This window comes from Arthrobacter sp. AK01 (assembly GCF_021109375.1).
Classification (GTDB): Bacteria; Actinomycetota; Actinomycetes; order Actinomycetales; family Micrococcaceae; genus Arthrobacter.
The window spans coordinates 77,371-104,055 of sequence record NZ_JAJOHP010000006.1 but is presented as its reverse complement, the minus strand read 5'-3'; the positions used below and the strand labels follow the sequence as shown (position 1 = coordinate 104,055).

Sequence of the window (26,685 nt, the reverse complement as noted above, 5' to 3'; positions counted from 1 at the left end):
CCGGCCCCCCCGCCCGCGGCCTCCCCCCCCCCCCCCCCCCCCCCCCCCCCCCCCCCCCCCCCCCCCCCCCCCCCCCCCCCCCCCCCGCCGGCCGGGGGGCGCGCCCCCCCCCCCCCCCCCCCCCCCCCCCCCCCCCCCCCCCGCCGACTGGCACAGGACCGTTCCCGAAAGGACTGCACCCCCTATGACGTATCGCCTCGAATCAGATTCCCTGGGATCCATCCGCGTCCCAGCCGATGCCTTGTGGGGCGCCCACACTGCCCGGGCCCTGGATAATTTCCCCATCAGCGGGATCCCCGTGTCCCGGTATCCCGGACTGGTGGTGGCCCTGGCCCAGGTAAAGCGCGCGGCCGCCCACGCCAACTCCGGCCTTGGAGTCCTGGATCCCGCCATAGCCACCGCGGTCAGCCACGCCTGCCGGGACATCGAACAAGGGCAGCATCACCAGCACTTCTGCGTGGACATGATCCAGGGCGGCGCCGGGACAAGCACCAATATGAACGCCAACGAGGTCATCGCAAACGTAGCCCTGGAGACCATGGGCCACCCCCGTGGCAGCTACCAGCATCTGCACCCCATCGACCACGTGAACAAATGCCAGTCGACCAACGATGTCTACCCCACCGCCATCAAGCTCGCACTGATCACCGCCGTACAGGACCTTGACCACGAACTAGGCCAATTGACGCAGTCCATGCGGGAGAAAGGGGCCGCCTTCGCCCACGTGGTGAAGATAGGGCGAACCCAGCTGCAGGACGCCGTCCCCATGACGCTCGGTCAGGAGTTTGGAGCCTTTGCCGCCACGATTGAGGAAGACAGATGCCGCCTGAGGGAGTCCGCGGGGCTCATGCTCGAATGCAGTCTGGGAGCAACCGCGATCGGGACAGGGATCACGGCCGAGCCCGGTTACCGGGAGCGGGCCGTTGATGCCCTTTCCGAAATTTCCGGGCTGCCCCTGGTACCGGCGACTGACCTGCTGGAGGCGACATCCGACGTCGGGGTTTTCATGCATGTATCCGGGATGCTCAAGCGATCGGCCATCAAGATCTCCAAAATCAGCAGCGACCTGAGACTGCTGTCCAGCGGTCCGCAAAATGGCTTCGGGGAGATCCAATTACCACCCCGCCAGGCGGGGTCATCCATCATGCCGGGCAAAGTAAATCCGGTGATTCCCGAGACCCTGAACCAGATCGCTTTTGCGGTTGCTGGTGCGGATACCACCGTCACCATGGCCGCCGACAACGGCCAGTTGCAACTGAATGCCTTTGAACCCGTCATGGCCCATGCCCTTTTGCAGGGCTTTTCCTGGCTCACCAACGGCGCGAGGATTCTCAGGACCCATTGCGTCCAGGGCATCACGGCAAACGAGGAACTGCTTGGTGGGCGGGCTGCGGGCTCTGCTGGACTGGCCACCGCGCTGATACCCGCCCTTGGCTACGCAGCCGCTGCGGAGGTGGCCAATCGTGCGTTGAGTGGACGCATGGCAGTGGTCGATGCCGTCACATCGATGGGACTCATGGAACGGGACGCCGCCCAAATGATCCTTGAGGGCGCCTCTGCGTACGGACGCTGAGTTACTGCGATACCCGTCGAATCACGTTGGACAAGGTCATGGCAGTGACGGTGTTGGTCACGCCGGGGAGGGCAGAAATCTGCTCCCAAATCTCCTGCACCCTGCCATGGGATCGGGCTTCGACGCGCACGATCAAATCAAAGTCACCGCTCAGCACATCACACAGAACGATTTCGGGAATCGCCCTGAGCTCACTCAGAACATCCGCTCCCCGCATGCGGTCTTTCCGGTAGACCATCAGGAATGCAGACACAAGATCCTGGGTCCCTACTCCGGCCACGACGGTATAACCCTGGATGTAGCCCTGCCGCTCCATGCGCTCGATCCGCTGGCGGACAGCATTCCTGGAAAGCAGGACCTTTCCGGCCAGCTCGGCGTGCGGGACACGGGCGTTCTTGGTGAGCTCCGAAAGGATCCTCTGATCGATGCCGTCCAGGCCCGCACGCTCCATGAATCCCTTCCCAGTAAAAGCCCCTCAGGAGCCCAGAGGCTCCTGCCCTGACCGAAAGGCCACGAAGAAGATGATACGTCCAGAGCACCACAAACCACTCCCGGGGGCCTACTCGTGCATCCTGTTCGACATGGATGGCACGCTGGTGGACTCGGCCAAGGGAGTCACCGCCAGTGCGGCAGAAGCACTGGCCTCTGTGGGAGCCACCGTGCCAGGTCCTGACCAGTTGCGCCGGTTCGTGGGACCACCCATGATTGACTCGTTCCGGAGCGTCGTTGGGCTTGACGAGAACGTGGCGAAGGTTGCTCTCCAGCACTACCGGGCGGCCTACGCCAGGACCGGAGCTGCCCAGGCCCAGCTCTACGACGGTGTTGAGGCGCTCCTTCATCAATTGCACTTACGGGGCATCCCCATGGCGGTGGCAACGTCGAAAGTAGAGGACCAAGCCATCAGGCTGACCCGCCACTTTGGCGTAGCCCACTACTTCGCGGATGTCTGTGGCGCGTCCGATGCCCACGGCCGCTCGCGCAAAGACGATGTGATCGCGGAATCGCTGAACCGGCTCCGTTCACGCGGCGTCGACACATCGCGGCCCGTCATGGTGGGCGACCGGATATACGACGTTGACGGAGCAGCCAGCTTCCGGATACCTGCCATCTTCGCGCTCTGGGGCTACGGGGAACCCGGCGAATCCGTCCACGCCGCTGCTACCGCGTCTTCTCCCGGCGAACTCTTACCGCTGCTGCAAGGACCCGCGCAGCAATCGACGGCGGTTCAGTAGTCCGGGTTGCTCGGCACCACAAGCCCGGTTTCGTACGCGTAAACCACAACCTGGACACGGTCCCGCAACTGCAGCTTGCTGAGGATCCGGCGCACGTGGGTTTTCACGGTGGCCTCGGAGAGGAAGAACTTGTGGGCAATTTCCGCGTTGGACAGGCCCTCGGCGATGGTGGTGAGGATCTCGGTTTCACGCGGTGTGAGCTCGTCCAGCAGCGGATCGCGGTGCTGGCTGGGCGAGTGACCGGGCACGGCACCACCACGAACATACGTTTCCAGGAGCCGTTGCGTTACCCGGGGAGCAACCACGGCATCGCCACTGGCCACCAAACGCACCGCGTGGACCAGCTCCGAGGGGGCCACGTCCTTGAGCAGGAACGCTGAGGCCCCGGCCTGCAAACCAGTGAAGGCGTACTCATCAAGGTCGAAGGTGGTGAGGATGATGACCCGGGCGTCCGAACCGGAATCCGAGATGCGACGGGTCGCTTCGATCCCGTCCATGGCGGGCATCCGTACATCCATCAGCACGACGTCCGGTTGCAGGGCTTCTACTTGGCGGACGGCCTCGACGCCATCGGACGCCTCGCCTACAACGTGAAGGTCCTCTTCGCCTTCGAGGATCAGCCGGAACCCCATTCGAAGCAGCGGCTGATCGTCAACGAGCAGCACTTTGATGATGTCTTCTGTCATGATTCCCCCTTGTCGCCGTTCCAGCGGAGCTCGGCGTGGACCGCCCAGCCTCCCCTTTTTCCCGGACCGGCAGTAACGATTCCAGCATAGATTCCGGCGCGTTCATTCATCCCGGCAATGCCTTGGCCAGTACCCAGGCTTCCCACGGAGTCGCTGCCACCTTCGTGGGTTCCGCGGCCGTCGTCGAGCACGTCAATGGTGACCCGGTCGCCGTCGCGGGCCACTTGGACGTCCACACGGCTCAGCGACCGGCCGTAGCGGAGGACGTTGGTCAACGATTCCTGGACGATCCTGTAGACGGTGAGCTCGAAAGCAGGGTCTGCCGGCAAGGCTGGACCTGAATGCGCATAATGCAGCGGCAGTCCCGCGGTCCGGAAGCCGTCCAGGAGCTTGGACAGGTTGTGTCCGGATGCGAGCGGCGTGAGCGGTGCGGGCCGGCCCGAATCATCACGCAGGACACCAAGGACGCGACGCATATCTGCCAGGGCGGCACGGCCGGTACGCGACAGTTCGCTAAGGACTTCGCCGGCACGCTCCGGATCCTTCTTGACCACTACGGCTGCGCCGTCCGAGAGGCTGATCATCACCGTCAGCGAATGAGCCACGACGTCGTGCATTTCGCGCGCGATCCTGTTCCGCTCGGTGACCTTGCCCAGCTGTGTGGTCCGGGCTGCCCAGGCGGCGATCTCGGCCTCATGTTCCCTGCGCTGGCGAACAGAAATGCCGATGCCGGTGGCCAATAGATTGGACAACATGATGGTGATTGCCGTGGCGATGTTGTTGATGAGGTGGAAGTTCTCCGGAACGTCCTGCAGGGTGCCCATCTGACTCGGACTTGTCCACATGAACAAGTACAGGAGGCTCAGCGGCAGGCTCGCCGCAGCAAAGACCACCAGGGCGATGCCACGCTTCTTGATGGATGCGAACGCGTATAGCGCAAACCACAGGCCGGCGGAAACGTTTGAACCCCACGGGTTCAGGATGGTCGCCGCAACTTCCAAGAGCCCGACGGCGGCAACCACCTGGAGGGGGAACCGCCGCCTGAACATCAGTACGGCGGCGATCAGCGCAAGCAGCACGGCCACGAGCCACTTGCCGTCGATGATGGAGGTGACCATGGTGGGCAGGGCCAACAGCACGTAGCAGAGGACCACCACAACATCCATCGCACGAGGCCGCTTGTAGAAGTAGCGGCGGATCCTGCCCCTGCGACGCTGGGCAATTTCAGCGAAGGACGCATCGGCCGCGGGGGCCGATGCGTCCTTCACCTGTGGAGCTTCAGTCATGAATTGAGCCTAGACTGCGCCTAGACGTCACGCTTCTTCAGCAGGATCATGGCCAGCGCTACCGGCACAACCACCCAAGCGCCCAGAACCAGGGCCGCCTGCCACGCTTCGAGCGTGTCCGGAACATGTTCGACGGCGGTCAGCGGACTGAGCGTGCTGGTGGGCAGGTACTTGCTGGCTTCCTTGAAGAAGTCGCCCGGGATGAGCTGGAACGCGATCGGCAGAACAAAGAAGATGCCCACCAGGCTCATGATTCCGCCTGCGGAGTTGCGGACGATTGTTCCAAGTGCCATACCAATGGCGGCCACGGCTGCAACGTAGATGCTGTTGACCAGCAGCAGCTTGATGGACTGTGAGCTGCCAAGATCCAGCTTGAGACCGTAGTTATCCACGATCGGCAGCGACACCAGGCCCGCGATGTAGGTGGACACGGCAGTCAGCAGGAAGGCGCTCACAACCACCACAATGAGCTTGGCCAGGAACGGTGAAAGCCGCTTGGGTACGGCAGCAAACGTTGAGCGTGCCATGCCCGTGGTGAACTCGGAGCTCATGAGCAGGACGCCCAAGGAACCGAGGATGAGTTGGGCGAAGGAAATACCCGATGTTGGGATGCTGACGGCCAGATCCCCGCCCTGCGCTGCGATTGCTGCTGCAGCTTCGGGATCCCGTGCGGCCTGCTCTGCAAAACTTCCTGTTCCCCATGCCGCGAGGGCCGCGAAACCAACCATGACGATCGCGGTGGAAGCCAGGAGGATCAACGTGGACATCAGGGTACGGAACTTGATGAATTCCGAGTTCAGCACGCGGTGGAAAGCCGGTCCGGGACCGACGGAGTTACGAATGGACCTGCGGTCCAAAGTGGTGGTGCTCATGTCTATTTCCCTCCGGCCTGAGCGGGAACCGAGGCCCCGGTGGTGATGTGCGAGTGGTATTCGACCTCGTCCTTGGTCAGTTCCATATAGGCCTCTTCCAGGCTCGCCTGGAGCGGGGTCAGTTCGTAGACCATGACCTGGTTCTCAAGCGCAGTCTTGGCGATGCCCCGGGGATCCAGTCCGGACACCTCGAGTAGTTCGCGCTCGTGGACTTCAACGGAAACGCCGGTCCCGGCAAGAAGCTGCATGAGCCGCTCCGGCTGGTCCGTACGGACTCGGGTCCGCGCCTGGCCCTTGCCCGTGATGATTTCGGCGATGGGTGCGTCGGCAATGATCTTGCCGCGCCCAATCACGATGAGGTGGTCGGCCGTCAGTGCCATCTCGCTCATGAGGTGGCTGGACAGGAAGACTGTGCGGCCCTCGGAGGCCAGGTATTTGACGAGGTTGCGGACCCACACCACGCCTTCGGGATCGAGGCCGTTGACGGGCTCATCCAGGATGATGGTCTGCGGGTCGCCCAGCAGCGCGGCGGCAATACCGAGGCGCTGACCCATTCCGAGCGAGAATCCCTTGACCTTCTTCTTCGCCACGTCACTCAGGCCGGTCATCTCGATGACTTCGCGGACCCGGCTCTTGGGGATGCTGTGCGTGGCCGCCATGGCAAGGAGGTGGTTGTATGCAGTGCGGCTCGTATGGACAGCCTTCGCGTCCAGGAGGGCACCGATTTCACGGAGCGGGGCCTTGTGCTGGGCGAACGGTTCACCGTTCACGGTCACAAGTCCTGCCGTGGGAGAGTCCAGCCCCATGATCATGCGCATGGTGGTGGACTTGCCGGCACCGTTCGGACCCAGGAAGCCCGTGACCCGTCCGGCTTGGACAGTGAAGCTGACACCGCCCACGGCGGTTTTCTCGCCGTAGACCTTGGTCAGGCCTTTTGCTTCGATCATGGAAGCGTTCCCTCCTCGGAGCACATGAGTGTGCAAGTGAGTTTTGAATGTACTCACAACGCTACTCACGGACGGGAAGTAAATCGCCTGTCTCAGGGATGATTCAGGGTCCAGTCAGGGTAGTCCTCCCGGATGACCCGCGCCGGATCAGCCAGCCGGCAGCGGCGAGTACACGCGGAGTTCGCGCGGCTTCGCAATGAACGTGGCCGTACGGACACCAGGCTTCGGCTCACCGTCCACGGCCAGGACCAGGGGCTGCCCTATCGCTTCCACAGTGATGGTGGTGGCCTCAGTCAGATGAGTGACTTTGGACGCTGCGACGGTGCCTGTCACCACCGCCCACAGCAGGCGCGCGCGGGCAAACGGCTCGTCCGCCGTGATCATCCGAATGTCCAGGACGCCGTCGTCCAGCACCGGCCTGCGAAGCGGGGCGTGATCCCGCGGGTAGTAGCGGCCGCGCCCCAGGTAAAGGATCCAAAGTTTGTGTTTCACTCCGTCCACGGTGAGCGTGGTGGGCGAGTTCACGCCAAAGGTGCGCAGGGAGGCAACCAGTCCTGCCACGGGTTTCCCGAGCGCCGGCTGGAGCCGCTCACGCCTGCGGACTAGATTGGGATACACCCCTACGCTGGCGGTGTTCAGCATCGCCAGCTCGGTGATCTCCGGAGTCTCCGGCAACCCGCGCTGGACCACGACGTGCCCCAGGTCAACGGACGCTGCCTGCCCCTTGGTCACCGCTTCGATGGCGTCGTCGATCGAGCTGGTGCCCACGTCGCGGGCGAAGTGGTTGAGGGTTCCGCCCGGCAGCACCAGGAGCGGGAGTGAATGTTCGACGGCGGCCGCAGCCGCAGTGCCCACCGTTCCGTCTCCGCCCCATACGCCCAGTGCAACGGTGCCTGGTCGGGTTGCTGCGGCCTCCATCCCGGCCGCAATGTCATCGCCCTCCACCAATTCCCGAATATGCGCTTTCGGGAATATCTCCTTCAGGAGCTCTCCCGTCTCCGGCGTGTAGGAACCACCCATGACGTTGACCGCAATACTGAGCCCCTCGCCGTCGTGGATTGCGGGCGCCTCCACGGGCGTGCGGCGGGGAGTTGGCTCCGGCGGCCGGGCTGGCCACCAGTTGCGTGTCACCAACGCGGCGCCGGCGCCGAGAGCCGAACCCAGCACCACATCGGAGGGCCAATGAGCGCCGGTGTGCACGCGGGAGTAGGCCACCCCTGCTGCAATAGGGGCCAAAGCAAGTCCGATAGCCGGGGACACTATTCCGGCGCCCACAGCGAAGGCAACCGCAGATGCAGAATGGCCCGAAGGCATGGAGGAACTTGTCGGCTGGGGATTCACGAAGCGGAACAGCGGAAGGTGCTCGGGAAGAGGCCTGGACCGGGGGAGTGCCCGCTTGAAGATGACGTTGGTGACGCCGGAGGCAACGCCCAAAGCCAGGAGGCCGTGAAGGGCTGCCCTGCGTGGCTTGCCGGGGAAAGCTGCCATGACTCCCGCGACACCAAACCACAGCTTCCCTTTGGTGGCAACGGCAGAGAGCCTGCGAAAGAAGACGTCGTGATCGCCCTGGGGTTGCCGGGACACCGCCCTCACCAGGAAATGGTCAAGCCGTGCAACCCGTTTGGGGCCCTTGCCCACGAAACCTCGCATCCCAACACAGTAACCCTTGTGGCCTGCCCTAGTGGCGTGGAGCCGAAGTACGCAGCCTTGCATTGGCGGCCATGGCTACGATGTAGTGATGGTTCGCGACATCCTTCGGCGTCAACGGCCCGAGTGGCAGTTGGTGACTCCCGGCCTGCTCCTGCTGTGCGCTTTTGCGGTCCCGGCCGGGATGTTGCTGGCCGGGCAAGGCGAGCCGGCCTTCAACGGCGTGGACACCATGTGGCAGGCCTACTCATTCACCTTGCACTCGCCGTTCTGGGATGCCGTGAATACAGTGCTCAATTGGGCCGGATATGTGGGTGTACTGATCTTCCACACGCTGCTCGCAGTTGCGCTTGTTGTGGCGCGCCGACCCATGACCTCGATCTTCGTCGCCGCTTCCGGCATCTCCGCGCTGGCGCTCACGCAACTGGCCAAAACAGTCGTGGGGCGAAGCCGGCCCGAAGGCGCAAAGGTTTTGACCGACACCGGTTCATACCCTTCAGGGCATGTATCGGCCACCACTGCTTTCCTGATGGTGCTGGTTGTACTCATCGCCCGCTGGTGGATGACTGCGATCGCCACCCTTGGAGTCATCGCCATGATGATCAGCAGGACCTACCTTTCGGCCCACTGGCTGAGCGATGTCCTCGGTGGCGCCTGCTTGGCTGCCGGTGTCGTCCTGCTCCTGTGGTGGCGCTTCCGGGATATATGCACCGAGGAGAACGCCAAAGCCGGCGGAAGAACTATTTGGGCGGCAAAGGCTTCGCGACCCCTGCAAGCAGAAGAGCGAGCAGAATAGGCGCTCCGATGGCCAGCAAGGCCAGGTGGATCCCGGTGTGGTCGCCCAGGTAGCCCAGAAGCGGCGGGCCTGCCAGGAAGGCGATATAGCCGATGGTGGAAACAACAGACACCCGGGCTGCGGCGTGCTTGGGGTCGTCCGCTGCGGCTGACATGCCCATGGGGAAGGCCAGGGCCGCCCCGATGCCCCACAGCGCCGCGCCGATCCCTGCCAGAACGACGTTGCCGGCAAAGACGAACAACGCCAGGCCAGCTGCGGCCGCTGCCATGCTGGCCCGGAGTACCGTCACACGGCCGAACCTGTCGATCGCCTTGCCACCGAGGAACCGCATGACCGTCATCGCCAGGACGAAGAGCGCGAACAGCAACGCGCCCGTGGATTCGGAGGCGCCAAGACCATCAACGGCCGCCTTTGCGATCCAGTCGTTGCCCGCACCTTCGGTGAGGGTGGCACCCAGGACCACGACCCCGATGAGCAGCGTCCTGCCATCGCGCCAAGCCGAGGGGCCCTTCTCAGCCGGCACGCCGCCGTCGTGAATTTCCGTTGACTCGTGCGGCAGGAAGTATCTGGGGACCGTCAGCGCGAGGGCGACGGCAATGGCGGCGATGACCAGCAGGTGCTCTGGCAAACCAACACCGAGCTGGGACAGTCCGGCGCCGATCAGCGCGCCCAGGAAGGCGCCACCGGAGAAGGCCGCGTGGAACTGGGGCATAATGGTGCGCTTGAGCCGGTGCTCAACGTCAGCTCCCTCGATGTTCTGCGCGACATCCCACAGGCCGATTCCGATGCCGAAGAAGAACAGCGCGATTGCCGTGGCCGGAACTGACGCGGCCATCAGCGAGAAGGCAATGGCTGCACCGGCAGCACCCGCAACGATCCCCGCAACGCGAACCGTGTTCGCTGTGCCGATCCTGCCAACCACCCAGCCGGCCGATGGCAGGGCAAGCAAGGACCCTACCGCTGTACAGAGCAGCAGGGTGCCCATCTGGCCTGAGGTAAGGCTGAGGGCCTCGGTAACGGCCGGAATGCGGGCAGCCCAGCTGGCGAACACCAGACCGTTCATGCCGAAGATCAGGAAGGTCGCCACCGCCGCTGCATTGACGTTGGTGGTGCTTCTGGTGTTGGTGGTCATGCAATCACAACTTCCACGGAGAGTTTGTTGAGCCGGGCGAGATCTTCTGGGGATGGTTCCTGGTCTGTCACGATGACGTCCACGGCCTCCATGGCGGTAACCAGGGCCACGGCGCTGGCATTCCATTTACTGCCTGCGGACGCCACGATGACGCGCGCCGCCGATTCGAGGCCGGCGCGTTTCACTGCCGCATCGTCAAGGTCGTGGGCCAGGAGGCCGTCCTTGAGGTTGAGGGCGCAGGGAGTTACGACGGCGGTGTCGAACCTTAGTGAGCGGATGTTGGCTTCCGCCATGGGTCCCCGGAATGATTGTTCGCCTTGGACAAGCCTGCCACCGGGGAGGATGAGTTCAGGTGCCCTGCCAGCCGTCTTTCCTGTCAAAGCCTCGACGCCGTGGAGGGACATGGGCATGACCGTGAGTTCCCGTGTGGCAAGCCTGCGGGCGATCTCCGTTGCGGTTGAGCCGCTGTCCAGCCACACGTGCTCCCGGTCCCTGATGAGGTCGTCAACGGCCGCCGCTATGCGGATCTTGGCGTCGTGGTCTTCCAGCTCGCGCTGCCCGTAGCCTGGGTTTTCTCCCCGGGCCAACAAGCTTCGTGCACCACCGTGGACGCGCTTCAGCACCCCGTTGGCTGCAAGGATTTCAAGGTCCCGGCGGATCGTGGCACCGGAAGCCCCCGTGGCATCCACCAGTTCATCCACAGTGGCTTGTTCGCGCGTGCGCAGCAGCTCGCCTATGAGCCGGTGGCGGTCAGCAGTTCCCATTCTCCAACCGTAGCAAGCTCTGCGCATTTAATCATGCGTTGTGATCACTTACGCACAGACGTTCTCTCACCTCCCGTCGCTTAAAGCGGAACGCTCTCGCAGCCAGTGCAAGAGCGTCCGCGGAAAGTCGCCGATAGGTGAGAGTGGATCCGTGGTTAGCGGGCGCGCTCCACCCGTTTCTCGTCCCACACGGGCTCTTCGGATTCATAGACTTTGCCGTCGGAACCGAAGATCAGGAAACGGTCAAAGGACTTGGCGAACCAGCGGTCGTGGGTCACGGCCAGGACGGTGCCCTCGAAAGCGTCGATCGCCCGCTCCAAGGCCTCGCCCGAGTGCAGGTCCAGGTTGTCCGTCGGCTCGTCGAGCAGCAGGAGCGTAGCCCCAGAGAGCTGAAGAAGCAGAATCTGGAAACGTGCCTGCTGACCACCCGACAAAGACTCGTACTTCTGCTCGGACTGACCGGCCAGCCCGTAAGAGTCCAGCGCTCCGGCAGCGGCCTCGCGGGGGAGACCCGAGCGGTGTTCGTCACCGCGGTGCAGGATCTCCAGCAAGGTCCGGCCCAGAAGATCCGGACGCACATGGGTCTGGGCGAAGAACCCGGGCCTGATGCGGGCGCCAAGCTTCACGGCCCCTTCGTGCGGCACTTCAGCAATAACGACGTCGGACACGGGCAGGTGCTCCCGCTCCGGGTCGGTGCCGCCGGTGGCGAGCAGCCGCAGGAAGTGGCTCTTGCCCGATCCGTTGGAACCCAGCACGCCCACGCGGTCACCGAACCAGATCTCGGTGGAGAACGGCTTCATGAGCCCGGTCAGTTCGAGTTTCTCCGCCACCACGGCGCGCTTGGCAGTGCGACCACCCTTGAGGCGCATCTTCACGTTCTGCTCGATGGGCAGCGCCTCGGGCGGTCCCGCCTCCAGGAACTTGGCCAGGCGGGTCTGCGCTGCCTGGTACCTGTTGGCCATGTCAGAGCGGAACGCGGCCTTGTTCTTGTACATGTTGACGAGTTCCTTGAGCTTGATGTGCTCCTCGTCCCAGCGCTTGCGGAGTTCCTCGAACCGGGCGTTGCGGTCGGCGCGGGCCTCGACATAGGAGCCGAAGCCCCCACCGTGGATCCATGCGCCGGCACCGTTGATGCCTGGCTCGAGCGTGACGATACGCCCGGCCGCGTTGTTGAGCAGCTCTCGGTCGTGGCTGATGAACAGCACAGTCTTCTTGGACTCATTGAGCTTGCCCTCCAACCAACGCTTGCCGGGGACATCCAGGTAGTTGTCCGGTTCGTCCAGGAGCAGGAGCTCGTCCGGGCCGGCAAAGAGCGCTTCCAGCACCAAGCGCTTCTGTTCGCCACCGGACAGGGTGGAGGCGCGGCGGAACTGCGCTTTGTCGAAGGAAATCCCCAACGCGGCCATGCAGACTTCGTCCCAGACGGTCTCGACGTCGTACCCGCCGGCATCGCCCCAGTCCACGATCGCCTGGGCGTACTTCATCTGCGTGGGCTCGTCGTCGTGCTCCATCATGGCGAGCTCTGCGTCCTCCACCGCCTTTGCAGCGGCAGCAAGCCCGGCCTGGGCCGTGGAAACCAAAAGGTCGCGGACGGTTGATTCGTCGCGGACCTGGCCCACGAACTGCCGCATGATGCCCATGTTGCCTGAACGGCCCACAACACCTTCGTCCGGCGTGAGGTCGCCGGAGATGATCTTGAACAGGGTGGTCTTACCGGTGCCATTCGGTCCGATGAGAGCGGTCTTGGTGCCGTCGGGGACCTTGAAGGTCACTCCGTTGAGCAGCTGGGTGCCGTCGGAGAGGAAGTAGTCGATGCCGGAAACGTCAATATGGGCCACGTTTCAATCCTCCCACGGCACGGGATAAGGCTCGACGGCGGTACTCGGCTACGGCTTCCGGCGGGCAAATTCCGGCGCATGCTCGGGACGCGGACCGAAGGCAATCATTCGCGCCGGCAGCTTCCCGAAGGAAGGAAAGTTCCTCGCCACGAAGACCAAGGGCTTGGGAGGCTTCGGTTGCTTGCCGGCCATGACCTGCGCGAACACCACTCGGTGCAGGACCCGCTGGAAGGTCTGGACGATGACAGTGGGAAGCCAGCGCCGCTTTTGGACCGCGGCGAGGTGTCCGTCGTCGAGCGTTTCACCTAGCAAAGGCGACGCGAGCACGCGCGCTGCCGCCACCGCGTCCTGCACCGCAAGGTTGATCCCCACACCGCCGGCTGGGGACATCGCATGCGCGGCATCCCCAATGAGCAATAGCCCCGGCCGGTGCCATCGGGGCAGGCGGTTGAGTTTCACGTCCAGGAGGTGGAGGTCGTCCGTGGATTCGATGGTGTCCACTCGGTCGGCGAGATCCGGCCGCAGGCTGGCAACCTTGTCGCGAAAGGCCTCCACCCCTGCAGCCCGCAGTTGTGGGTCCGAGCCTTTAGCGGCCAAGTACGCGATCTGGTGATAATCCTTGCGGGTCAGGCTCAGCAGTACGTCAGAGGCGCCAAAACGCGGCGAGATGGAGGACATTGGTTCGTCCTCGCCTGCGGTTCGCGGCAGCCTGAACCACCACGTATCGAACGGCACGGGAAATTCATGCGGCACCAGCCCGGCCTTGGTACGGAGCACCGAGCCGCGTCCATCGCATGCCACCGTCAAAGGCGCCTTCAGTTCGCCGGTTGCTACAACAGAACCGGTCAGGGGATCGCGGGTTTGGTATGCCACTCCCGCAACAGCGCCCGAGGAATGGCGCAGCAAGTCCGTGGCCTCAGTGTTCATCAGCAACGTGAACGCAGGTTCCTGTCGAGCTGCCTCCACCAGGAAGTTGAGCAGGTCCCACTGCGGCACCATGGCCACGTAATTGTAGGGGGCCTTCAAGCGTCCAAAATCAGCGAGGACCACTGAGTCGCCTGGCCCGGTCGGTAGCCGGAAATTGCCCAGTTTGCTCTGGGGAAGGGCGCGGAATCCTTCTCCGAGGCCCAGCTCATCCAAGAGCCGAATGGTTGAGGCGTGGACGGTATCACCCCGAAAATCACGCAGGAAGTCGGCGTGCTTTTCCAGCACAGTCACCCTGACGCCGGCACGGGCAAGCAGCAGCCCCAGTACGATCCCTGCCGGCCCTCCGCCGACCACCACACACTGGGTACCTGCCGTCATAGTCTGCCTCCGAATCAGCCCGCCGCAGTAAGGAACGACTTCAACAACGGCCCGCTGGTGGTAGCGCCAAGCCCGCCGTCTTCAACGAACACGGCGACTGCGAGGTCGCCGTGGGTAGCCACGATCCACGCGTGTGTCTTCGGCGGGTTGTCGTTGCCGAATTCCGCGGTACCGGTCTTGGCTCCTACGGGTGCCCCGGGCACCTCCGCCAGGAAGCCGGCGTGGCCGGATGTCACCACGGCGCGCATCATGTCCGCCAGTGCAGCGGCTTCTTCCTTGGTGATCGGCTTGGTGGACGCTGGCGCAGCGCTTGCTGTTGCGGAAGCGGACGACGGCGATGCGGAGCCACTTTCAGTGGGGGTCGAAGCTGCGCTGGGGTCCTGTGCTGCATCGGCGTTCAGCACCAGCTGCGGTGAAACCGGGGCGCCGTTGGCTACGGACGCGGCCATGACGGCTGCCGAGAGTGGCGAGAAGAGGACTTTGCCCTGGCCGATCATGGAAGCGGCGTGCTCGGTGCCTTCTGCGGCGCCGGGAACCGAGCCAAGGAACGCGTCAGCGCCCAGCTTGGGGGCTTCAACGGCCACACCCAAGGCCTGTGCAGCGGATTCGAGTTGGTCCTGGCTGACGGTTTCGCGGGCGTTGATGAAGGCAGTGTTGCAGGAGTGCGCAAACGCATCCCGCAGAGCCACGGAGCCCAGCGAGGTTTCGGGGTAGCCCTCGGCGTTCTTGAAGGTTCGGCCATCGACAGTCAGCGTGGAGGGGCATTCCACGGTGGAATCCGGGGTGGCGCCGTTGCGGAACATGGCCAACGAATCAACGATCTTGAATGTGGACCCGGGAGCGTACTGCCCCAGAAGTGCGGTGTTGTAGCCGTTGCTGCCCGGTCCGGACGCTGCGGCAAGAACGGCGCCTGTGGATGGTCTGAGGGCCACAATGGCAGACGCCGGCTCGACTCCTGCCAACGTTTCCTCCGCCAGCTGCTGAAGCTTCAGGTCCAGGGTGGTCTTGAGGGTGGTGCCCGGCGAGGGAAGGGACGAGAAGAACACCTTGGTACCGGGGGTCTCTCCTTCGGCCTTTTCAGCCGGGGTGGCCACGACTTCCACGCCGTCCTTGCCGCGCAGCAACGAGTCGTATTTCTGCTGCAGGCCGCCGGTTCCCGTGGTGTCTCCGGCTCGCAGGACGCCATTGGATTTCTCGATCTGCTCTGCACTGGCTTGCCCAACGCTGCCCAACAGCGCGCGGGCAAAGGTCCTGGTGGGAGCCAGGGCCATGGAGTCCAGGATGCTGACACCGCCAGGGATGGCTTTGATCCTGGCTTCAGTGATGTCCGCCGTATAGGCACGGAGTACAAGGCCTTCCACAAAAGCCTGGGGTCCCGAAGCAGCAACCTGCTTGGCGTACTCCTCGGCGTCCAGTCCCAGAAGGGCTGCCATGGCACGCGCAGAAGCATCGGCCTGTTCGGCGGGAACCTTGGTCTTGTCGATGCCTACCCGGAAGACAGGCCGGTCCTCAACAATCGGGGCGTCGCCGGCACCAAGGATCTGGCCGCGCTGGGCGGCAACGGTCTTGACCGACAAAGTTTCACCGTCGGAGAGCTGCGGCGCAAGCAGGGCAGGGTTCCATTGGACCGCCCACTTGTCGCCCGACTTCTTCAGCGTGGCTTCGGAGCTGTACTCCCACTTGGCCGAGCCAATGTTCCAACTGTAGTTAAGGGGGAAAGTGGCGGTGTCGCCGTCGAGTTTCACCTCCCCGGACGCAACCGACGGCTTGGCGTCAAGGCCCTCGAAGACGGCTTTGAGTTCATCGTTGGCCGCGGCAGCGTCCTTGCCCTCCACGGCCAGCGAACCGACGTCGAGCGCTGACAGCGAGGAGGCCAGCTGCTTGGCTGCTCCCTCCGCACCGGCCCGTCCGTCATCACAGGCGGTCAGTGAACCAACCATGACAAGAGTCACGAGACCAAGGACAAAACCCTGCTGCATTTTCAGTTTCCCCATTTGCGACATTATGCCCCGTTCCCCTGACAGTTTCTTGTCGTGCCCGGGAAGCGGACAGCCGCCGCCTGCCATCCCCGGGAAGAGGCGGCAAGCGGCGGCTGTCTGGAAATCAAACTAGGGAGCGCACGTGAACTTGGCATCACCCCAGACACCATGCGCGCCGTTGATGGAACCGGACGGGTCCACCACCAATTCCACGTAGGCCACGCCTGTCAGGTCAACAGACACCGATTCCGGAGCGAATCCGGGGGTGTACGTGCGCGACTGGTACTTGTTCACGCCGTCTGCGTTGACCTTGAAGATGATGTTGCCGCCGAAACCGCTCTCAAGGCCCACCTGCGAGGTGAATGTCGAACACTTTCCGCCCAGGTAATACGTGATCTTCGAGGCAGCGTGGACGCCAAGACCCTTGGTGAACACGGGCTGCTGCCCGGTTGCGGGGTCCGTGTAATTGATGGCCAGGGGCTTGTCCGGGGACGACGCCGAGTCCTTGTTGGCCACGTTCTTGCCGATCACGCCGTAGCCGTTCAGGGCCTGGACCCAAGGTGTCTCGGAGGCATATACGGAGCCAACCGGGACGTTCGGCAGTGGCTGGGAGGTCACCTTCCAGTCGAAGAACTTCACCCGCGTATCGGTAGGCAGCGTCACGGACGCCAACTCCTTGGTGGGGTTCAACCGGACAGTGTTGGAGAACGCCTGGTACTTGTACTGCGTGTACTCCGGCGACGGGCCGTTGGCGTTGTTGCGGCCCTGTTCGGACACCGCCAACACTGCCCCGTTCAGCACGGACGGCTGCAACCAGTTGGGGAAGAAGATCGATTGCTTTTCCATGCTTCCATCGGCATATGTCAGGGTGAGCTCGGGACTGGTGCCGTTCCCAACCGCTGCGGATCCGAGGACAGCCAAGTGGGTTCCCTTGCCCTTGACGGCGATCGTTTGCGCGGACAATGCCACCGAGTTGGCGACGTCCGGCCCGACGGCCGGCCACGTGTAGTCCACCTGCGTAGGCTTCCCGGCGTCCACCGTTACCGTGCTGCCCGGTCGGACACCGCCAGCCGGTACCGTAGCGGCAGCCAGCTGCTCGGCCGCGAAGGTGGCCCCTCCGCCGTCGAAGTTTCCGAGTGCCTTACCTGCCACGGTGGTGACTGAAACGGTGTTGTACGCGGCGGCCAAGGAACCGTAAGCGACGTAGATCTGGTTGCCGCCGGTCACTGACTGGGCGGAGCCCGAAGCAGTGTACGACGCCGAAACCCGCACGGTCTGTTGGCCTGCCTTGGCGCTGGAGCCGGGTTTGATGACGAATGTTGCCGTGGTTGTCCCGCCACCGTTGACCTTCGCCGCAGTTGCGCCGGTGGAAGAGACCACGGTCCACCCCTCAGGGAGAACCGGCGTCAGGACCACGTTGGTCTTGGCTTTGGTTCCGGTGTTCACGAAGGCCGCGGTGACGGTGGTTTCCTGGTCCTGGAAGACCTGCTGGCCAGTGGTCACGCGAACTTCGGCCGCCGTGTCTTCCTGGCTCTTGCCACCCAGCGGACCTGCTTGCTGGAGCTGAACCGTTGCGGACTGGTTGGAAGCGATGGAACCCGTCTTCACCCAGATGGTGCCGTTGTTGGCCTCATCGAAGTACCAGCCGGTTGTTGCTGCGGCGTAGGCGGCTTGGGTGGAGTGCTGCGTGAGCTTGGTGCCCCCGATCTTGACGTCCTTGGGAGCTGCGCCGGCGTGGACTTTCAGCTCATACGGTCGGGCAGCGGCCTTGCCGGTGTACTCGCCCTTCCGTTCACCGATGGACACCTTGACGCTGCTGTTGCCCTTGCCCGGAGCGTCCACTGCGAACAGCTGGCTGGAGGACTTTCCGTCCTTGAATTCGCGGGTGACTTTGTCATCCTCGTAGAGCGTGAACGTGTCCTGGCCCTGGGCGTAAACGTCCAGGGTGATCATGGAATCTTCCGGAACCAAGGAGGCGTTGCGGGCCACGATGCCTTGCGGGATCACCGCTCCGGCACGAACGAACACAGGCAGCTTGTCCAAGGGTGCGTTATAGCCGTTGAGGATCTGGCCGCCCTGGTAAAGCTTGCCGGTCCAGTAATCCACCCACTGCTGGCCTGCCGGAAGAAATATGCCGTTACGGACATCTGTCTGGGTGAAGACCGGTGCCACCAGGAAGTCGGAGCCAAGCATGAACTGGTTGTTCGCCTCGGCACCGTAGGACCACTGCTGGTCGGGGAATTCGAGGGCCATGGAGCGCATCATCGATACGCCCGTGGTGGAGGATTCCTGCGCCAACGAGTAGATGAAGGGCATGAGCTGCTGGCGGAGCTGGAGGTATTGGCGGTTGATGGCCGTGGCTTCATCGCCGTAGAGCCACGGACGCTTATCCGTAGCCGCCCAGCCGGACATGGAGTAGAGCGCCGGCGCGAAGGCCTTCCACTGAAGGTCGCGGACATACGACTCCGCAGAGCCGCCAAAGATGCCGTCCACGTCACCCGTGGTGAACGCCAAACCCGAGTTGCCGGCGCCGGTGAGGGCCGAGACCTGCCAGCGGACGGCGTCGAGGTTTCCTGAATGGTCACCCGTCCACTGCATGCCGCAACGCTGGGAGCCGGCCCAACCTTCCACCATCAGCGAGGTGCCGCGGGCATTCGAGTACTGCTCGATGCCGCCGTGTGCTGCCTCGCAACCGGTGAGGGCCTGGCGGTAGCCCTGCCCCACCCACGCAACGTCAAGCTTGCGGAGCCGGACCCCGGCCTCACCTACTTCGTACTCCTGGTTGGTCAGGGAACGCTGGGTCCACAGGCCAACCTTGAGATCGGTTTCTTCCTCGATGTTGCTGACGGTTTCCGGGAGTTGCTGATATTCGCAGCCGTATCCGTCGTTGACCAGCATCCAGCCCGCGGGCATGTCGTTCTCGACGAACTTCCGCGCGGTCTTGATGGCGTCGGGCGTGCGCTGCTTGGCGCCGTCGGGATCGCCGTAGCCTGAGGATGAATAACCCGGGTTGGAGCGGTTGTAGCAGTCGGCATCGCCGTATTCCAGGGCGTAGACCGGTGGCATCATCGGCTTGCCGGTCAGCGTGGTGTAGGCGCCCAGGGACTGCTTGTAATCGCCCACGAAGTAGTAGGCGTCGAAGCGCTTTTCCTCATGCGTGGTGGTGGGCTGGCCGCCGAAGTTGTAGGAACCGCGGGCAAAGGTGTCGCGGAGGACGCCGTAGCCCTTGGAGGACATGTAATAGGGCACGGCGTTGGGGTAGCCGTCGTCGTCCCAGTCGAAGTTCTTGGCGATGTTGATGAGGGCGCCGGTGTGGACGGAGCGGCCGTTCTGCATGCCGCCGCCGATGAACTGCTCGCCATCCTGCTGCGCGAGGTGCTGCGTGGCGGAGTTCGCCCCAAAGGTGATGGGCGCGGACTCTTCCAGGACCAAGGAACCGTCAGCCCTGAGAACCCGGAGCTGGGTGGTGGCTTTGTTGATCTCAACGGTGATCTTCGCGGTCTTCAGGACCAGCCAGTCGCCATCCGTGACGGTTGGGGTGGTCCCGGCGAACTTGTCCTTGCCCACCACGATGTTGGCGGTCCTGGCCGGGTCGCCTTGGTCCGTGTTGGCGGGGTCCGTGAACTTTCCGCTGGGGTCCGCTTCAAGGCGGAAGTTGCCGTCGTCCAGGAACGTGACGCGAATGGCGCCGTTCCCGGTGGAAAGGTCGACGACGTTGCCGGACTGGGTAAAGCCTGTCACCGCACCAAGGGGTACTCCAGCTGCATCGACAGGTACTTCGGGGGTGACGGCTTTAGTGGCGGCGGGGTCGCCGGGCACGGCATTGGCGGCCGCGGCAAACGTGAGCGCAGGGATGGCACCTGCGAGGAGGAGGGAGGCGAGGCCGAGTGACGCGGCCTTTCTGGCTAACGAACCTTTTTTGGCGCGTCCGGAGCTGCTGGGGGCAGCGCCGGACAGGCCCAAGGAGGGTGCGGACATGTGGGGCCAACTTTCGACGAGTGACTTTTTGTGATCTAACTCATAGCGAAACGTGCACTAATCGTCACTGCAAAAGAGCAAAAGGTCAACCGTTTCACCAAAATTGCCGACCCAACTTAGTGCCCGCGGATGATCCTGCGCTGCGTCGCAACCGAGATGGCCGCCGTGCGGTTGTCCACCCCGAGCTTGGCGTAAATGTGCACCAGGTGGGTCTTTACAGTCGCCTCGGAAATGAAGAGTTGCTTGGCCATGGCACGGTTGCTCATGCCCGTCGCGAGCAGCTCCAGTAACTGGACTTCCCGGGCACTCAACGCCGGCGCAGGATTCCGGATCCGCCCCATGAGCCGGGCCGCGACCTCAGGTGCCAGCGCAGTCTGACCGGCAGCTGCCGACAGCACAGCTTGGCGGATCTGCTCAGGCGGAGCGTCCTTCAGCATGTAGCCACTCGCGCCTGCCTCCACCGCGTTGAGGATGTCCGCGTCGGTGTCGTACGTGGTCAGAATCAGCACGGGCGGCGGGGGAGTCCCGGCCTCACCCGCTTTGATCTTCCCGGTGGCCGTGACCCCATCCATGCCGGCCCCCATCTGGAGGTCCATAAGGACCAGGTCCACGGGCTCGCCGAGGGCATGCAGCTTGCTGAGCTCAGCCAGTGCAGCATCGCCGTCAGACGCTTCGGCAACTACCGTGACGCCCGGGAACTCAGCCAACATTGCGCGGAGGCCGGCACGGACCACGGGATGGTCGTCCACCAACAGGACACGGATTTCACTCATGCCACACCTTCATCTACCGGCAGCGGTACCCGAACGGCCACCACGGTTCCTTCGCCCGGAGCCGACTCGATCTCCAGGCTGCCTTCCAGCGCGGCAAGCCGCTCGCGCAAACTCATAAGTCCGACGCCGGTGCCGTCGCCCCGCGCCGTACGGGCCGCCGTCGAGGGCTCGAAACCTATACCGTCGTCGAAAACGTCCAGTGTCACCTCGGCGCCAAGAAAGGACAAAGTCACGACGGCGGCACGTGCGTGGGCGTGCGCCCACACGTTCGCGAGGGAGGCCTGAGCGGCCCGGAGCAAGGTGGTCTGGTACGTGTTGGGCAGCTCCACGGGCGTGCCCACCAGTGCGAAACGGCACCGCAAGGCCGTTCCACGGGCAGCGGCCTCGGTCTCCGTCTTTCCACAGAGCCTGCGCAGGCTGTCCACCAAGCCAGACTGTTCCAAGGCAGGTGAACGCAGGCCCCGGACAAAGCTCCTGGCCTCCGCAAGGTTCGTCGATGCTGTGTCCTGCACGATCCTCAACCGCTCCTTGGCCGCCTGCGCGTCCCCATCGTCCAAGGCCTTCTCCGCGGACCTTCCCATCAGGATGATGCTGGAGAATCCCTGAGCCAGGGTGTCGTGGATTTCGCGGGCCAGCCGCTCACGCTCAGCCAGCATGCCGGCGTCGTGCTGGGTTTGGGCGAGTTCGGCGCGCGTCCGCCGGAGATCGTCGGCCACAACGCGTTGATTCTCGGCCTCCAGGAACAAAGCTCTGTACGCCAGCCCGGTCACCACTGCGAAGCCCGCCCCGAACACCGGTCCCAGGACCATGGCGAGCTGCAATCCGCCGTCGGCCGAACCCCGGCTATGGAACCACAAAGCACCAACCAACAGTGCCGTGCTGAGCGCAATAGCGGGCAACGACAAGCGCCGGGGCAACAGATGAAGCTGGAGGAAGAACAGGGGAAAAGCCACCCACGCGAAGTCGCTGCTGACCAGCAGGAGCAGCAACCAGAGCAGCATGACAGCGGCCAGCCACCACCGCGCATAGGGAGTGGGGTCGAACCGGCCGGCATCGCCTGAGTGGCGCTTCTCCAGGATGGTTCCGGCGAGGTAAACGAGGGCCAGCACGGCGGACAAGCCCAATCCACCCACCACAGCCACGGGAGAAGGCGCCCCGGCAGATCCGACACCAGTCAGCAAGCGCCCAATCGCAACCAGAAGGAGAATTGCGAAACCCACGTGCAGGCAGACGCGCAGGACACGGAGGATGGTGGCGGCACCGGTGGACTGCATGCCTCCCAGCGTATCCCTGGCGCTTCCTTTCAAGGCCCGGATTCGGCGCCGCGACGCGCGAATCAACCATTCGGATGATAGCCGGCTCAACCCCTCGGATCGCGCCAATCCATCCACCTCACGATGTCCCGGCGCGCCATCGCCGGAAGAGTGGAAAGAGCCGGGATCAAGCCCGCAATCAAGCAAAGGACTCTGATGTTTCTCGCCATCCGCGACATTCGTTTCGCCAAGGGCCGCTTCGCGCTCATGGGCAGCGTCGTCGCCCTGATCACCTTGCTGCTCGTCATGCTTTCCGGGCTGACGGCAGGCCTGGGCAATCAGTCGACGTCGGCCATTGCGGCCCTGCCCGTTCAGCAAATCGTGTTCGGCGCGCCTGCAGGCGGTGAGCCCAAGGCGTCGTATACCGAGTCGGAAGTCTCCGGCCAGCAGCTCGAGGCGTGGCGGGAACAGCCCGGCGTTGCTTCCGCCCAGGCAGTGGGAATCAGCCAATCCCGGCTTCAGCCCGTGAGCGATGGCGGCGCGCCGGGCGGCACAGCGAACGTCGCAGTCTTTGGCGGCTCCTTGGCACCGTCCACTGTGGAGGACGGGACCGTTGTGGTCGGCGAATCCTTGGCCAAGGACCTGTCGTTGGAGGCCGGCGGCCGCGTTCGTGTCGGCGGAACTGATCTGACCGTCTCGGCAGTTGTTGAGGACCAGTGGTATTCACACACGGGTGTCGTCTGGACCACCCTGGAAACCTGGCGAACCATCGCCCACGCCACCCCCGGCACCGCTACCGTGCTCGCGGTAACGCACGACGCCGGCACCTCCTTGGACCTCGACGCCGCCAATGCGGCGGCCGGCACAGTGAGCATGGATCCTGTGGGTTCGTTCCAGGCCTTGGCCTCGTACAAAAGTGAAAACGGATCACTCATGCTCATGCAGGCATTTCTCTACGGAATTTCCGCGCTGGTCATTGTTGCCTTCCTGACGGTCTGGACAGTCCAAAGGACGCGCGACATCGCAGTGCTCAAGGCGCTGGGCGCCTCCTCCTCGTACGTATTGAAGGATGCTTTGGCCCAGGCAGCCATGGTCCTGCTGGCGGGCGCCGCAGTGGGTGGTGCCATGGGCCTCGCCGGGGGACTCTTCGCGGCCCAGGCCGCTCCGTTCCTGATCACTCCCCTCACCACATTGCTGCCGGTTGCCGGGATCGTCATCCTTGGCCTGGCTGGCGCCGTCCTCGCCGTTCGCAAAGTCACCAAGGTGGACCCCTTGCTGGCCCTCGGCGGCAACTAATACTTTCCTCGAAAGGAATACACCATGACCACCGCTCTCAACCTCGTCAACATATCCCTCGAATATCCGGACGGCGGATCCACCCTCAAGGCCCTGGACGCTGTGGATCTCGCCGTGCAGCAAGGGGAGTTCCTGTCCCTGGTGGGCCCTTCCGGGTCCGGCAAATCCTCGCTGCTCGCTGTAGCCGCTACCCTCGTCAAGGCCACTGCGGGGCTGGTCGTCATCGATGGGCAGGACGTCTCCGCGCTCAAGGAGGCCGAACGCACAGAGTTGCGCCGCGACAAGGTGGGAATCATCTTCCAGCAACCGAACCTGCTGCCTGCGCTGACCGCCGTCGAGCAGTTACTCATCTGCGAGCATCTGCGCGGCAATCCGTTGAAGGAGGCGCGCCGCAAGGCGGTTGAGCTGCTGGAGGTCGTAGGCCTGTCCGGGGCCGCGCACAAGCGTCCACACCAGTTGTCCGGCGGTCAACGTCAGAGGGTGAACATTGCCCGGGCCCTCATGGGCAGTCCCACTGTCCTGCTGGTGGACGAGCCGACCGCTGCCCTCGACCACGAACGGAGCGAGTCAATTGTCCGGCTTTTGCGCAGCGTCACCGATGAGTTCCAAACGGCTACCGTGATGGTCACGCACGACACCGAATTCCTGCCCCTGACGGATTCAGTCGCGACCATGCGGGACGGGCGGATCAGCCGCGCGTTGGTCCCGTCCGCCCAGCCCAAGTAGGTAGCAGCAGACGCTCTATTGAGCCACCATAAGGGCATTTGCTGCTACTCAGTTGGGGGAGCCGAGGAGGGCTTCGTCCTGTGCGTCGTCGTAGGCATCGCGGGCCTCAAGGATGGTGGGGACGTGGCTCTCCGCCCACTCGCGAAGCATGGACAGGGGCTGCAGCAGGGACTCACCCACCGCCGTCAGTTCGTAGTCCACCCGCGGCGGTACCTGGGCGTGAACGGTCCGGGTGATGAGTCCGTCGCGTTCCAGTGCCCGCAGCGTTTGCGTCAGGACTTTAGGGGTGACCACGCTGACCATCTTGCGAAGGTCGGAGAAGCGCACCGGCCCATCGCCGAGTACCTGGATCACCAGGGACGCCCACTTGTCCCCGATACGCTGGAAGATCACGCGGGACGGGCAGTTGGGGTCCAGGATGTTGGCCGGGAGGTCTTTCGGTTCCATTGTGAGTATCCCTGAGGTAACTAGGTTTCTTTGAAGCTATCAGTATCCGTTGGATACCTTTGACTTATTCGAGGATACCAACCCCAAGGAGAGCTATGAAAATCGCAGTCTACGGCGCAACGGGCATGGTCGGCAGCCAGATCGTCAACGAGTCCCTCACCCGCGGCCACCAGGTCACGGCCATCTCCCGGAAGGGCGCAGAGGTAACCGGTGCCGCAGCGCAGGCCGCTGATCTGGCTGACGGCCAGGCCTTCGCCTCCATCGCAAAGGATCACGACGTCGTTGTGTTGGCGACGGGCCCCAGCCGCACCGGCGGCGACCACGGAGAATGGCTCGACGCCATGGCTGCCGCTTACAGCAACGCCGAAGGGACCCGCCTCATGATCGTTGGCGGTGCCGGAACCCTGGAAATCGATGGTGTCCGCTTGCTCGATTCCCCGGACTTCCCGGAGGCGTACAAAGCTGAGGCCACCACCGCTGCCAAGGCCTTCGAAGCCGTCAAGCAGACCCCGGAGAACATCGACTGGACCGTTCTGGCTCCGGCACCCGTGATCCAGCCGGGTGAGCGCACCGGGGAGTACAACGTGGCCAAGGACTCGCCTGCAGGCAACAGCATTTCCACGCAGGACTATGCCGTTGCGATGTTGGATGAGATCGAACGCCCGGCCTACCGCCGCGCCCGTTTCACCGCCGCCAACTAACGTCAGCTAAAGCCCCAGGCCCAGCCCGGGTACCCGCATCTTGAATATGTCCTTAAGGGCATGTTTTGCCGCGTGGTACCCGGGCATCCCTGTCACACCCGGCCCGGGCGGTGTTGACGACGAACAGAGATACACGCCCGGCATCGGAGTCCTCCACGGCACGTTGGAAACCACTGGCCGTTGCACCAACCCACGCAGGTCCAGGATCCCGGCGCTGAAGTCGCCCCCAACGTAGTTTTCGTTGTACGCAGACAGTTCTGCCGCCGTCGTGGTCTGCGACGCAACCACAACATCCCGGAAGCCCGGCGCGTACCGCTCGATGCGGGCGGTGACGGCTTCCGCCATGTCCACCGTGGAATTGGCAGGTACATGGCAGTAGGACCACAGGACGTGGCGTCCCTCCGGCGCCCGGGTCGGGTCCACCACGGATGGCTGGGACACCAGGACGTAGGGCTCGGAGGGGTGCTTACCCATGGCCACGAGGTTCTCGGATTCGGCCATGGCAAGCCGCGACCCGCCCACATGGACCGTTCCTGCCACCGCCAGGCCAGGGTCCAGCCAAGGAACCGGACCCGACAGGATGAAGTCCACTTTGCACGCTGCATTCCCAAAGCGGAATGTTTCCAGTGCGCGCCGGTACCGGTCGGGTACTTCTGTTCTGCCCAGCCTGGCAAGCGTAGGCGGAGCGACATCCAACAAAATGGCTTTCGATGGCCGGACCTGGTCCAGTGAATCGACGCGTTCTCCAACGTGGATGGTTCCGCCGTGGGCTGTCAGGTCATCTGCCATGGCCGCTGCAATGGAGATCGAACCACCAACGGGTATTGCCCAGCCGCCTGCATGGGCCAGGACGCTGAGCAGAAGCCCAGCCCCGGTTGAGCTCAGCGCTGGCTGCGAACCAAGGGCATGCGACATGACGCCCGTCAGCAACGCAGGAGCGGCATCTTCCCGGAAGCGGCGCCCCCACAGAGGTGTGCCTTGGTCCAGGGTGGCAAGCCCGAACATCATGGCCGCCAAAGGGTCTTTCGGGACCCTCAGCAGCTGGTTGGAGGTAAAGTCCACCACGCCATTCACCCGGGCCAGGAGGGGCTCCAGCAGCCGTCCGTAAGCCGGACCGTCCACACCTAACCCGAGGACTGTCCGCTCCAGCGACTGATACGCCAACGCCGCCCCGCCCGAGTCCAGGGGAGTACCGTGCTGGACTTCGGGAAGCCGGAGATCTATGCGGCGGGATAGCTCGAAGGCACGGAAGAACGGTGATGCCAGGGCCATGGGATGAACTGCGGAACAAACGTCGTACAGGTAGCCCGGTTCGATCAACTCGCTGGTGCGCGAACCTCCGCCGATCATGTCAGCGGCCTCATAAAGATGCACGTCCAGGCCTGCGCGGGCCATCACTACTGCGGCGGCCAGGCCGTTGGGACCAGCCCCGACGACGGCGACATCAGCCATCG

General features: G+C 63.9%; 22 protein-coding genes. 6 read left to right on the top strand and 16 right to left on the bottom strand.

The window, feature by feature from the left end:
- Positions 1–184: 184 nt before the first annotated feature.
- Positions 185–1,573: an aspartate ammonia-lyase gene (locus LN996_RS03660; RefSeq protein WP_231338821.1), complete on the top strand. Its 1,389-nt coding sequence runs from the start codon at positions 185–187 to the stop codon at positions 1,571–1,573.
- 1 nt (position 1,574) lies between these two features.
- On the opposite strand, the gene LN996_RS03655 is transcribed toward LN996_RS03660, so the two are convergent.
- Positions 1,575–2,024 carry an Lrp/AsnC family transcriptional regulator gene (locus LN996_RS03655; RefSeq protein WP_231338820.1) on the bottom strand — a complete coding sequence of 150 codons (450 nt, stop codon included), beginning with the start codon at positions 2,022–2,024 and terminating at the stop codon, positions 1,575–1,577.
- A gap of 70 nt (positions 2,025–2,094) precedes the next feature.
- Between LN996_RS03655 and LN996_RS03650 the strand changes: the two genes are divergently transcribed.
- Positions 2,095–2,805: an HAD hydrolase-like protein gene (locus LN996_RS03650; RefSeq protein WP_231338819.1), complete on the top strand. Its 711-nt coding sequence runs from the start codon at positions 2,095–2,097 to the stop codon at positions 2,803–2,805.
- Here LN996_RS03650 and LN996_RS03645 read toward each other — a convergent pair.
- From LN996_RS03645 to LN996_RS03625, 5 genes are all read right to left on the bottom strand, one after another.
- Entirely contained in the window at positions 2,799–3,491 is a 693-nt protein-coding gene (locus LN996_RS03645; protein WP_231338818.1) for a response regulator transcription factor, read from the bottom strand. The genes LN996_RS03650 and LN996_RS03645 overlap by 7 nt on opposite strands.
- Positions 3,488–4,777: a sensor histidine kinase gene (locus LN996_RS03640; RefSeq protein ID WP_231338817.1), complete on the bottom strand. Its 1,290-nt coding sequence runs from the start codon at positions 4,775–4,777 to the stop codon at positions 3,488–3,490. The genes LN996_RS03645 and LN996_RS03640 overlap by 4 nt, the downstream gene beginning before the upstream one ends.
- A gap of 20 nt (positions 4,778–4,797) precedes the next feature.
- Entirely contained in the window at positions 4,798–5,649 is an 852-nt protein-coding gene (locus LN996_RS03635) for an ABC transporter permease (protein ID WP_231338816.1), read from the bottom strand.
- Between the two features lie 2 nt (positions 5,650–5,651).
- Positions 5,652–6,596: an ABC transporter ATP-binding protein gene (locus tag LN996_RS03630; protein ID WP_231338815.1), complete on the bottom strand. Its 945-nt coding sequence runs from the start codon at positions 6,594–6,596 to the stop codon at positions 5,652–5,654.
- Positions 6,597–6,743: 147 nt separating this feature from the next.
- Complete coding sequence (locus tag LN996_RS03625; protein ID WP_231338814.1) at positions 6,744–8,246, bottom strand: bifunctional phosphatase PAP2/diacylglycerol kinase family protein; 1,503 nt, start codon at positions 8,244–8,246, stop codon at positions 6,744–6,746.
- A gap of 88 nt (positions 8,247–8,334) precedes the next feature.
- Between LN996_RS03625 and LN996_RS03620 the strand changes: the two genes are divergently transcribed.
- Positions 8,335–9,039, top strand: a complete 705-nt coding sequence (locus LN996_RS03620) for a phosphatase PAP2 family protein (RefSeq protein WP_231338813.1) — start codon at positions 8,335–8,337, stop codon at positions 9,037–9,039.
- Here LN996_RS03620 and LN996_RS03615 read toward each other — a convergent pair.
- The 8 genes from LN996_RS03615 to LN996_RS03580 all read right to left on the bottom strand — a co-directional run bounded on the left by LN996_RS03615 (position 8,984) and on the right by LN996_RS03580 (position 22,082).
- The gene (locus tag LN996_RS03615; protein ID WP_231338812.1) at positions 8,984–10,171 is read right to left on the bottom strand and encodes an MFS transporter; all 1,188 of its coding nucleotides are present in this window, start codon (positions 10,169–10,171) and stop codon (positions 8,984–8,986) included. The genes LN996_RS03620 and LN996_RS03615 overlap by 56 nt on opposite strands.
- On the bottom strand, positions 10,168–10,935 hold the full coding sequence (locus tag LN996_RS03610) for a DeoR/GlpR family DNA-binding transcription regulator (RefSeq protein ID WP_231338811.1): 768 nt from the start codon (positions 10,933–10,935) through the stop codon (positions 10,168–10,170). The genes LN996_RS03615 and LN996_RS03610 overlap by 4 nt, the downstream gene beginning before the upstream one ends.
- 155 nt (positions 10,936–11,090) lie before the next feature.
- Positions 11,091–12,773, bottom strand: a complete 1,683-nt coding sequence (locus LN996_RS03605; protein WP_231338810.1) for an ABC-F family ATP-binding cassette domain-containing protein — start codon at positions 12,771–12,773, stop codon at positions 11,091–11,093.
- A gap of 48 nt (positions 12,774–12,821) precedes the next feature.
- A complete protein-coding gene (locus LN996_RS03600) occupies positions 12,822–14,078 on the bottom strand; it encodes an FAD-dependent oxidoreductase (RefSeq protein WP_231338809.1) in 1,257 nt (418 codons plus the stop codon).
- Between the two features lie 14 nt (positions 14,079–14,092).
- Positions 14,093–16,081 carry a penicillin-binding transpeptidase domain-containing protein gene (locus LN996_RS03595; RefSeq protein ID WP_231338808.1) on the bottom strand — a complete coding sequence of 663 codons (1,989 nt, stop codon included), beginning with the start codon at positions 16,079–16,081 and terminating at the stop codon, positions 14,093–14,095.
- A gap of 105 nt (positions 16,082–16,186) precedes the next feature.
- The gene (locus LN996_RS03590; protein ID WP_231338807.1) at positions 16,187–20,035 is read right to left on the bottom strand and encodes an NPCBM/NEW2 domain-containing protein; all 3,849 of its coding nucleotides are present in this window, start codon (positions 20,033–20,035) and stop codon (positions 16,187–16,189) included.
- 116 nt (positions 20,036–20,151) lie between these two features.
- Positions 20,152–20,808 (bottom strand): response regulator transcription factor, encoded by a 657-nt coding sequence (locus tag LN996_RS03585; RefSeq protein WP_231338806.1) that lies wholly within the window; start codon positions 20,806–20,808, stop codon positions 20,152–20,154.
- Positions 20,805–22,082, bottom strand: a complete 1,278-nt coding sequence (locus LN996_RS03580) for a sensor histidine kinase (RefSeq protein WP_231338805.1) — start codon at positions 22,080–22,082, stop codon at positions 20,805–20,807. Before LN996_RS03580 ends, LN996_RS03585 begins: the two co-directional genes overlap by 4 nt.
- 195 nt (positions 22,083–22,277) lie before the next feature.
- Between LN996_RS03580 and LN996_RS03575 the strand changes: the two genes are divergently transcribed.
- Positions 22,278–23,357: an ABC transporter permease gene (locus tag LN996_RS03575; protein WP_231338804.1), complete on the top strand. Its 1,080-nt coding sequence runs from the start codon at positions 22,278–22,280 to the stop codon at positions 23,355–23,357.
- 24 nt (positions 23,358–23,381) lie between these two features.
- On the top strand, positions 23,382–24,083 hold the full coding sequence (locus LN996_RS03570) for an ABC transporter ATP-binding protein (protein ID WP_231338803.1): 702 nt from the start codon (positions 23,382–23,384) through the stop codon (positions 24,081–24,083).
- A 48-nt stretch (positions 24,084–24,131) separates the two neighbouring features.
- Here LN996_RS03570 and LN996_RS03565 read toward each other — a convergent pair whose 3' ends face one another.
- The gene (locus tag LN996_RS03565) at positions 24,132–24,530 is read right to left on the bottom strand and encodes a helix-turn-helix domain-containing protein (protein WP_231338802.1); all 399 of its coding nucleotides are present in this window, start codon (positions 24,528–24,530) and stop codon (positions 24,132–24,134) included.
- Between the two features lie 95 nt (positions 24,531–24,625).
- Here LN996_RS03565 and LN996_RS03560 point away from each other — a divergent pair, with 95 nt between their 5' ends.
- Entirely contained in the window at positions 24,626–25,231 is a 606-nt protein-coding gene (locus tag LN996_RS03560) for an NAD(P)-dependent oxidoreductase (RefSeq protein WP_231338801.1), read from the top strand.
- 6 nt (positions 25,232–25,237) lie between these two features.
- Here LN996_RS03560 and LN996_RS03555 read toward each other — a convergent pair whose 3' ends face one another.
- Positions 25,238–26,683, bottom strand: coding sequence for an NAD(P)/FAD-dependent oxidoreductase (locus LN996_RS03555; RefSeq protein WP_231338800.1), 1,446 nt, complete (start codon positions 26,681–26,683; stop codon positions 25,238–25,240).
- Between the last annotated feature and the right edge of the window lie 2 nt (positions 26,684–26,685).

Coding starts and splice junctions, on each gene's coding strand:
- LN996_RS03660 (WP_231338821.1), top strand. CDS start 185: ATGACGTATCGCCTCGAATCAGATTCCCTGGGATCCATCCGCGTCCCA.
- LN996_RS03655 (WP_231338820.1), bottom strand. CDS start 2,024: ATGGAGCGTGCGGGCCTGGACGGCATCGATCAGAGGATCCTTTCGGAG.
- LN996_RS03650 (WP_231338819.1), top strand. CDS start 2,095: ATGATACGTCCAGAGCACCACAAACCACTCCCGGGGGCCTACTCGTGC.
- LN996_RS03645 (WP_231338818.1), bottom strand. CDS start 3,491: ATGACAGAAGACATCATCAAAGTGCTGCTCGTTGACGATCAGCCGCTG.
- LN996_RS03640 (WP_231338817.1), bottom strand. CDS start 4,777: ATGACTGAAGCTCCACAGGTGAAGGACGCATCGGCCCCCGCGGCCGAT.
- LN996_RS03635 (WP_231338816.1), bottom strand. CDS start 5,649: ATGAGCACCACCACTTTGGACCGCAGGTCCATTCGTAACTCCGTCGGT.
- LN996_RS03630 (WP_231338815.1), bottom strand. CDS start 6,596: ATGATCGAAGCAAAAGGCCTGACCAAGGTCTACGGCGAGAAAACCGCC.
- LN996_RS03625 (WP_231338814.1), bottom strand. CDS start 8,246: ATGCGAGGTTTCGTGGGCAAGGGCCCCAAACGGGTTGCACGGCTTGAC.
- LN996_RS03620 (WP_231338813.1), top strand. CDS start 8,335: ATGGTTCGCGACATCCTTCGGCGTCAACGGCCCGAGTGGCAGTTGGTG.
- LN996_RS03615 (WP_231338812.1), bottom strand. CDS start 10,171: ATGACCACCAACACCAGAAGCACCACCAACGTCAATGCAGCGGCGGTG.
- LN996_RS03610 (WP_231338811.1), bottom strand. CDS start 10,935: ATGGGAACTGCTGACCGCCACCGGCTCATAGGCGAGCTGCTGCGCACG.
- LN996_RS03600 (WP_231338809.1), bottom strand. CDS start 14,078: ATGACGGCAGGTACCCAGTGTGTGGTGGTCGGCGGAGGGCCGGCAGGG.
- LN996_RS03595 (WP_231338808.1), bottom strand. CDS start 16,081: ATGTCGCAAATGGGGAAACTGAAAATGCAGCAGGGTTTTGTCCTTGGT.
- LN996_RS03590 (WP_231338807.1), bottom strand. CDS start 20,035: ATGTCCGCACCCTCCTTGGGCCTGTCCGGCGCTGCCCCCAGCAGCTCC.
- LN996_RS03585 (WP_231338806.1), bottom strand. CDS start 20,808: ATGAGTGAAATCCGTGTCCTGTTGGTGGACGACCATCCCGTGGTCCGT.
- LN996_RS03580 (WP_231338805.1), bottom strand. CDS start 22,082: ATGCAGTCCACCGGTGCCGCCACCATCCTCCGTGTCCTGCGCGTCTGC.
- LN996_RS03575 (WP_231338804.1), top strand. CDS start 22,278: ATGTTTCTCGCCATCCGCGACATTCGTTTCGCCAAGGGCCGCTTCGCG.
- LN996_RS03570 (WP_231338803.1), top strand. CDS start 23,382: ATGACCACCGCTCTCAACCTCGTCAACATATCCCTCGAATATCCGGAC.
- LN996_RS03565 (WP_231338802.1), bottom strand. CDS start 24,530: ATGGAACCGAAAGACCTCCCGGCCAACATCCTGGACCCCAACTGCCCG.
- LN996_RS03560 (WP_231338801.1), top strand. CDS start 24,626: ATGAAAATCGCAGTCTACGGCGCAACGGGCATGGTCGGCAGCCAGATC.
- LN996_RS03555 (WP_231338800.1), bottom strand. CDS start 26,683: ATGGCTGATGTCGCCGTCGTCGGGGCTGGTCCCAACGGCCTGGCCGCC.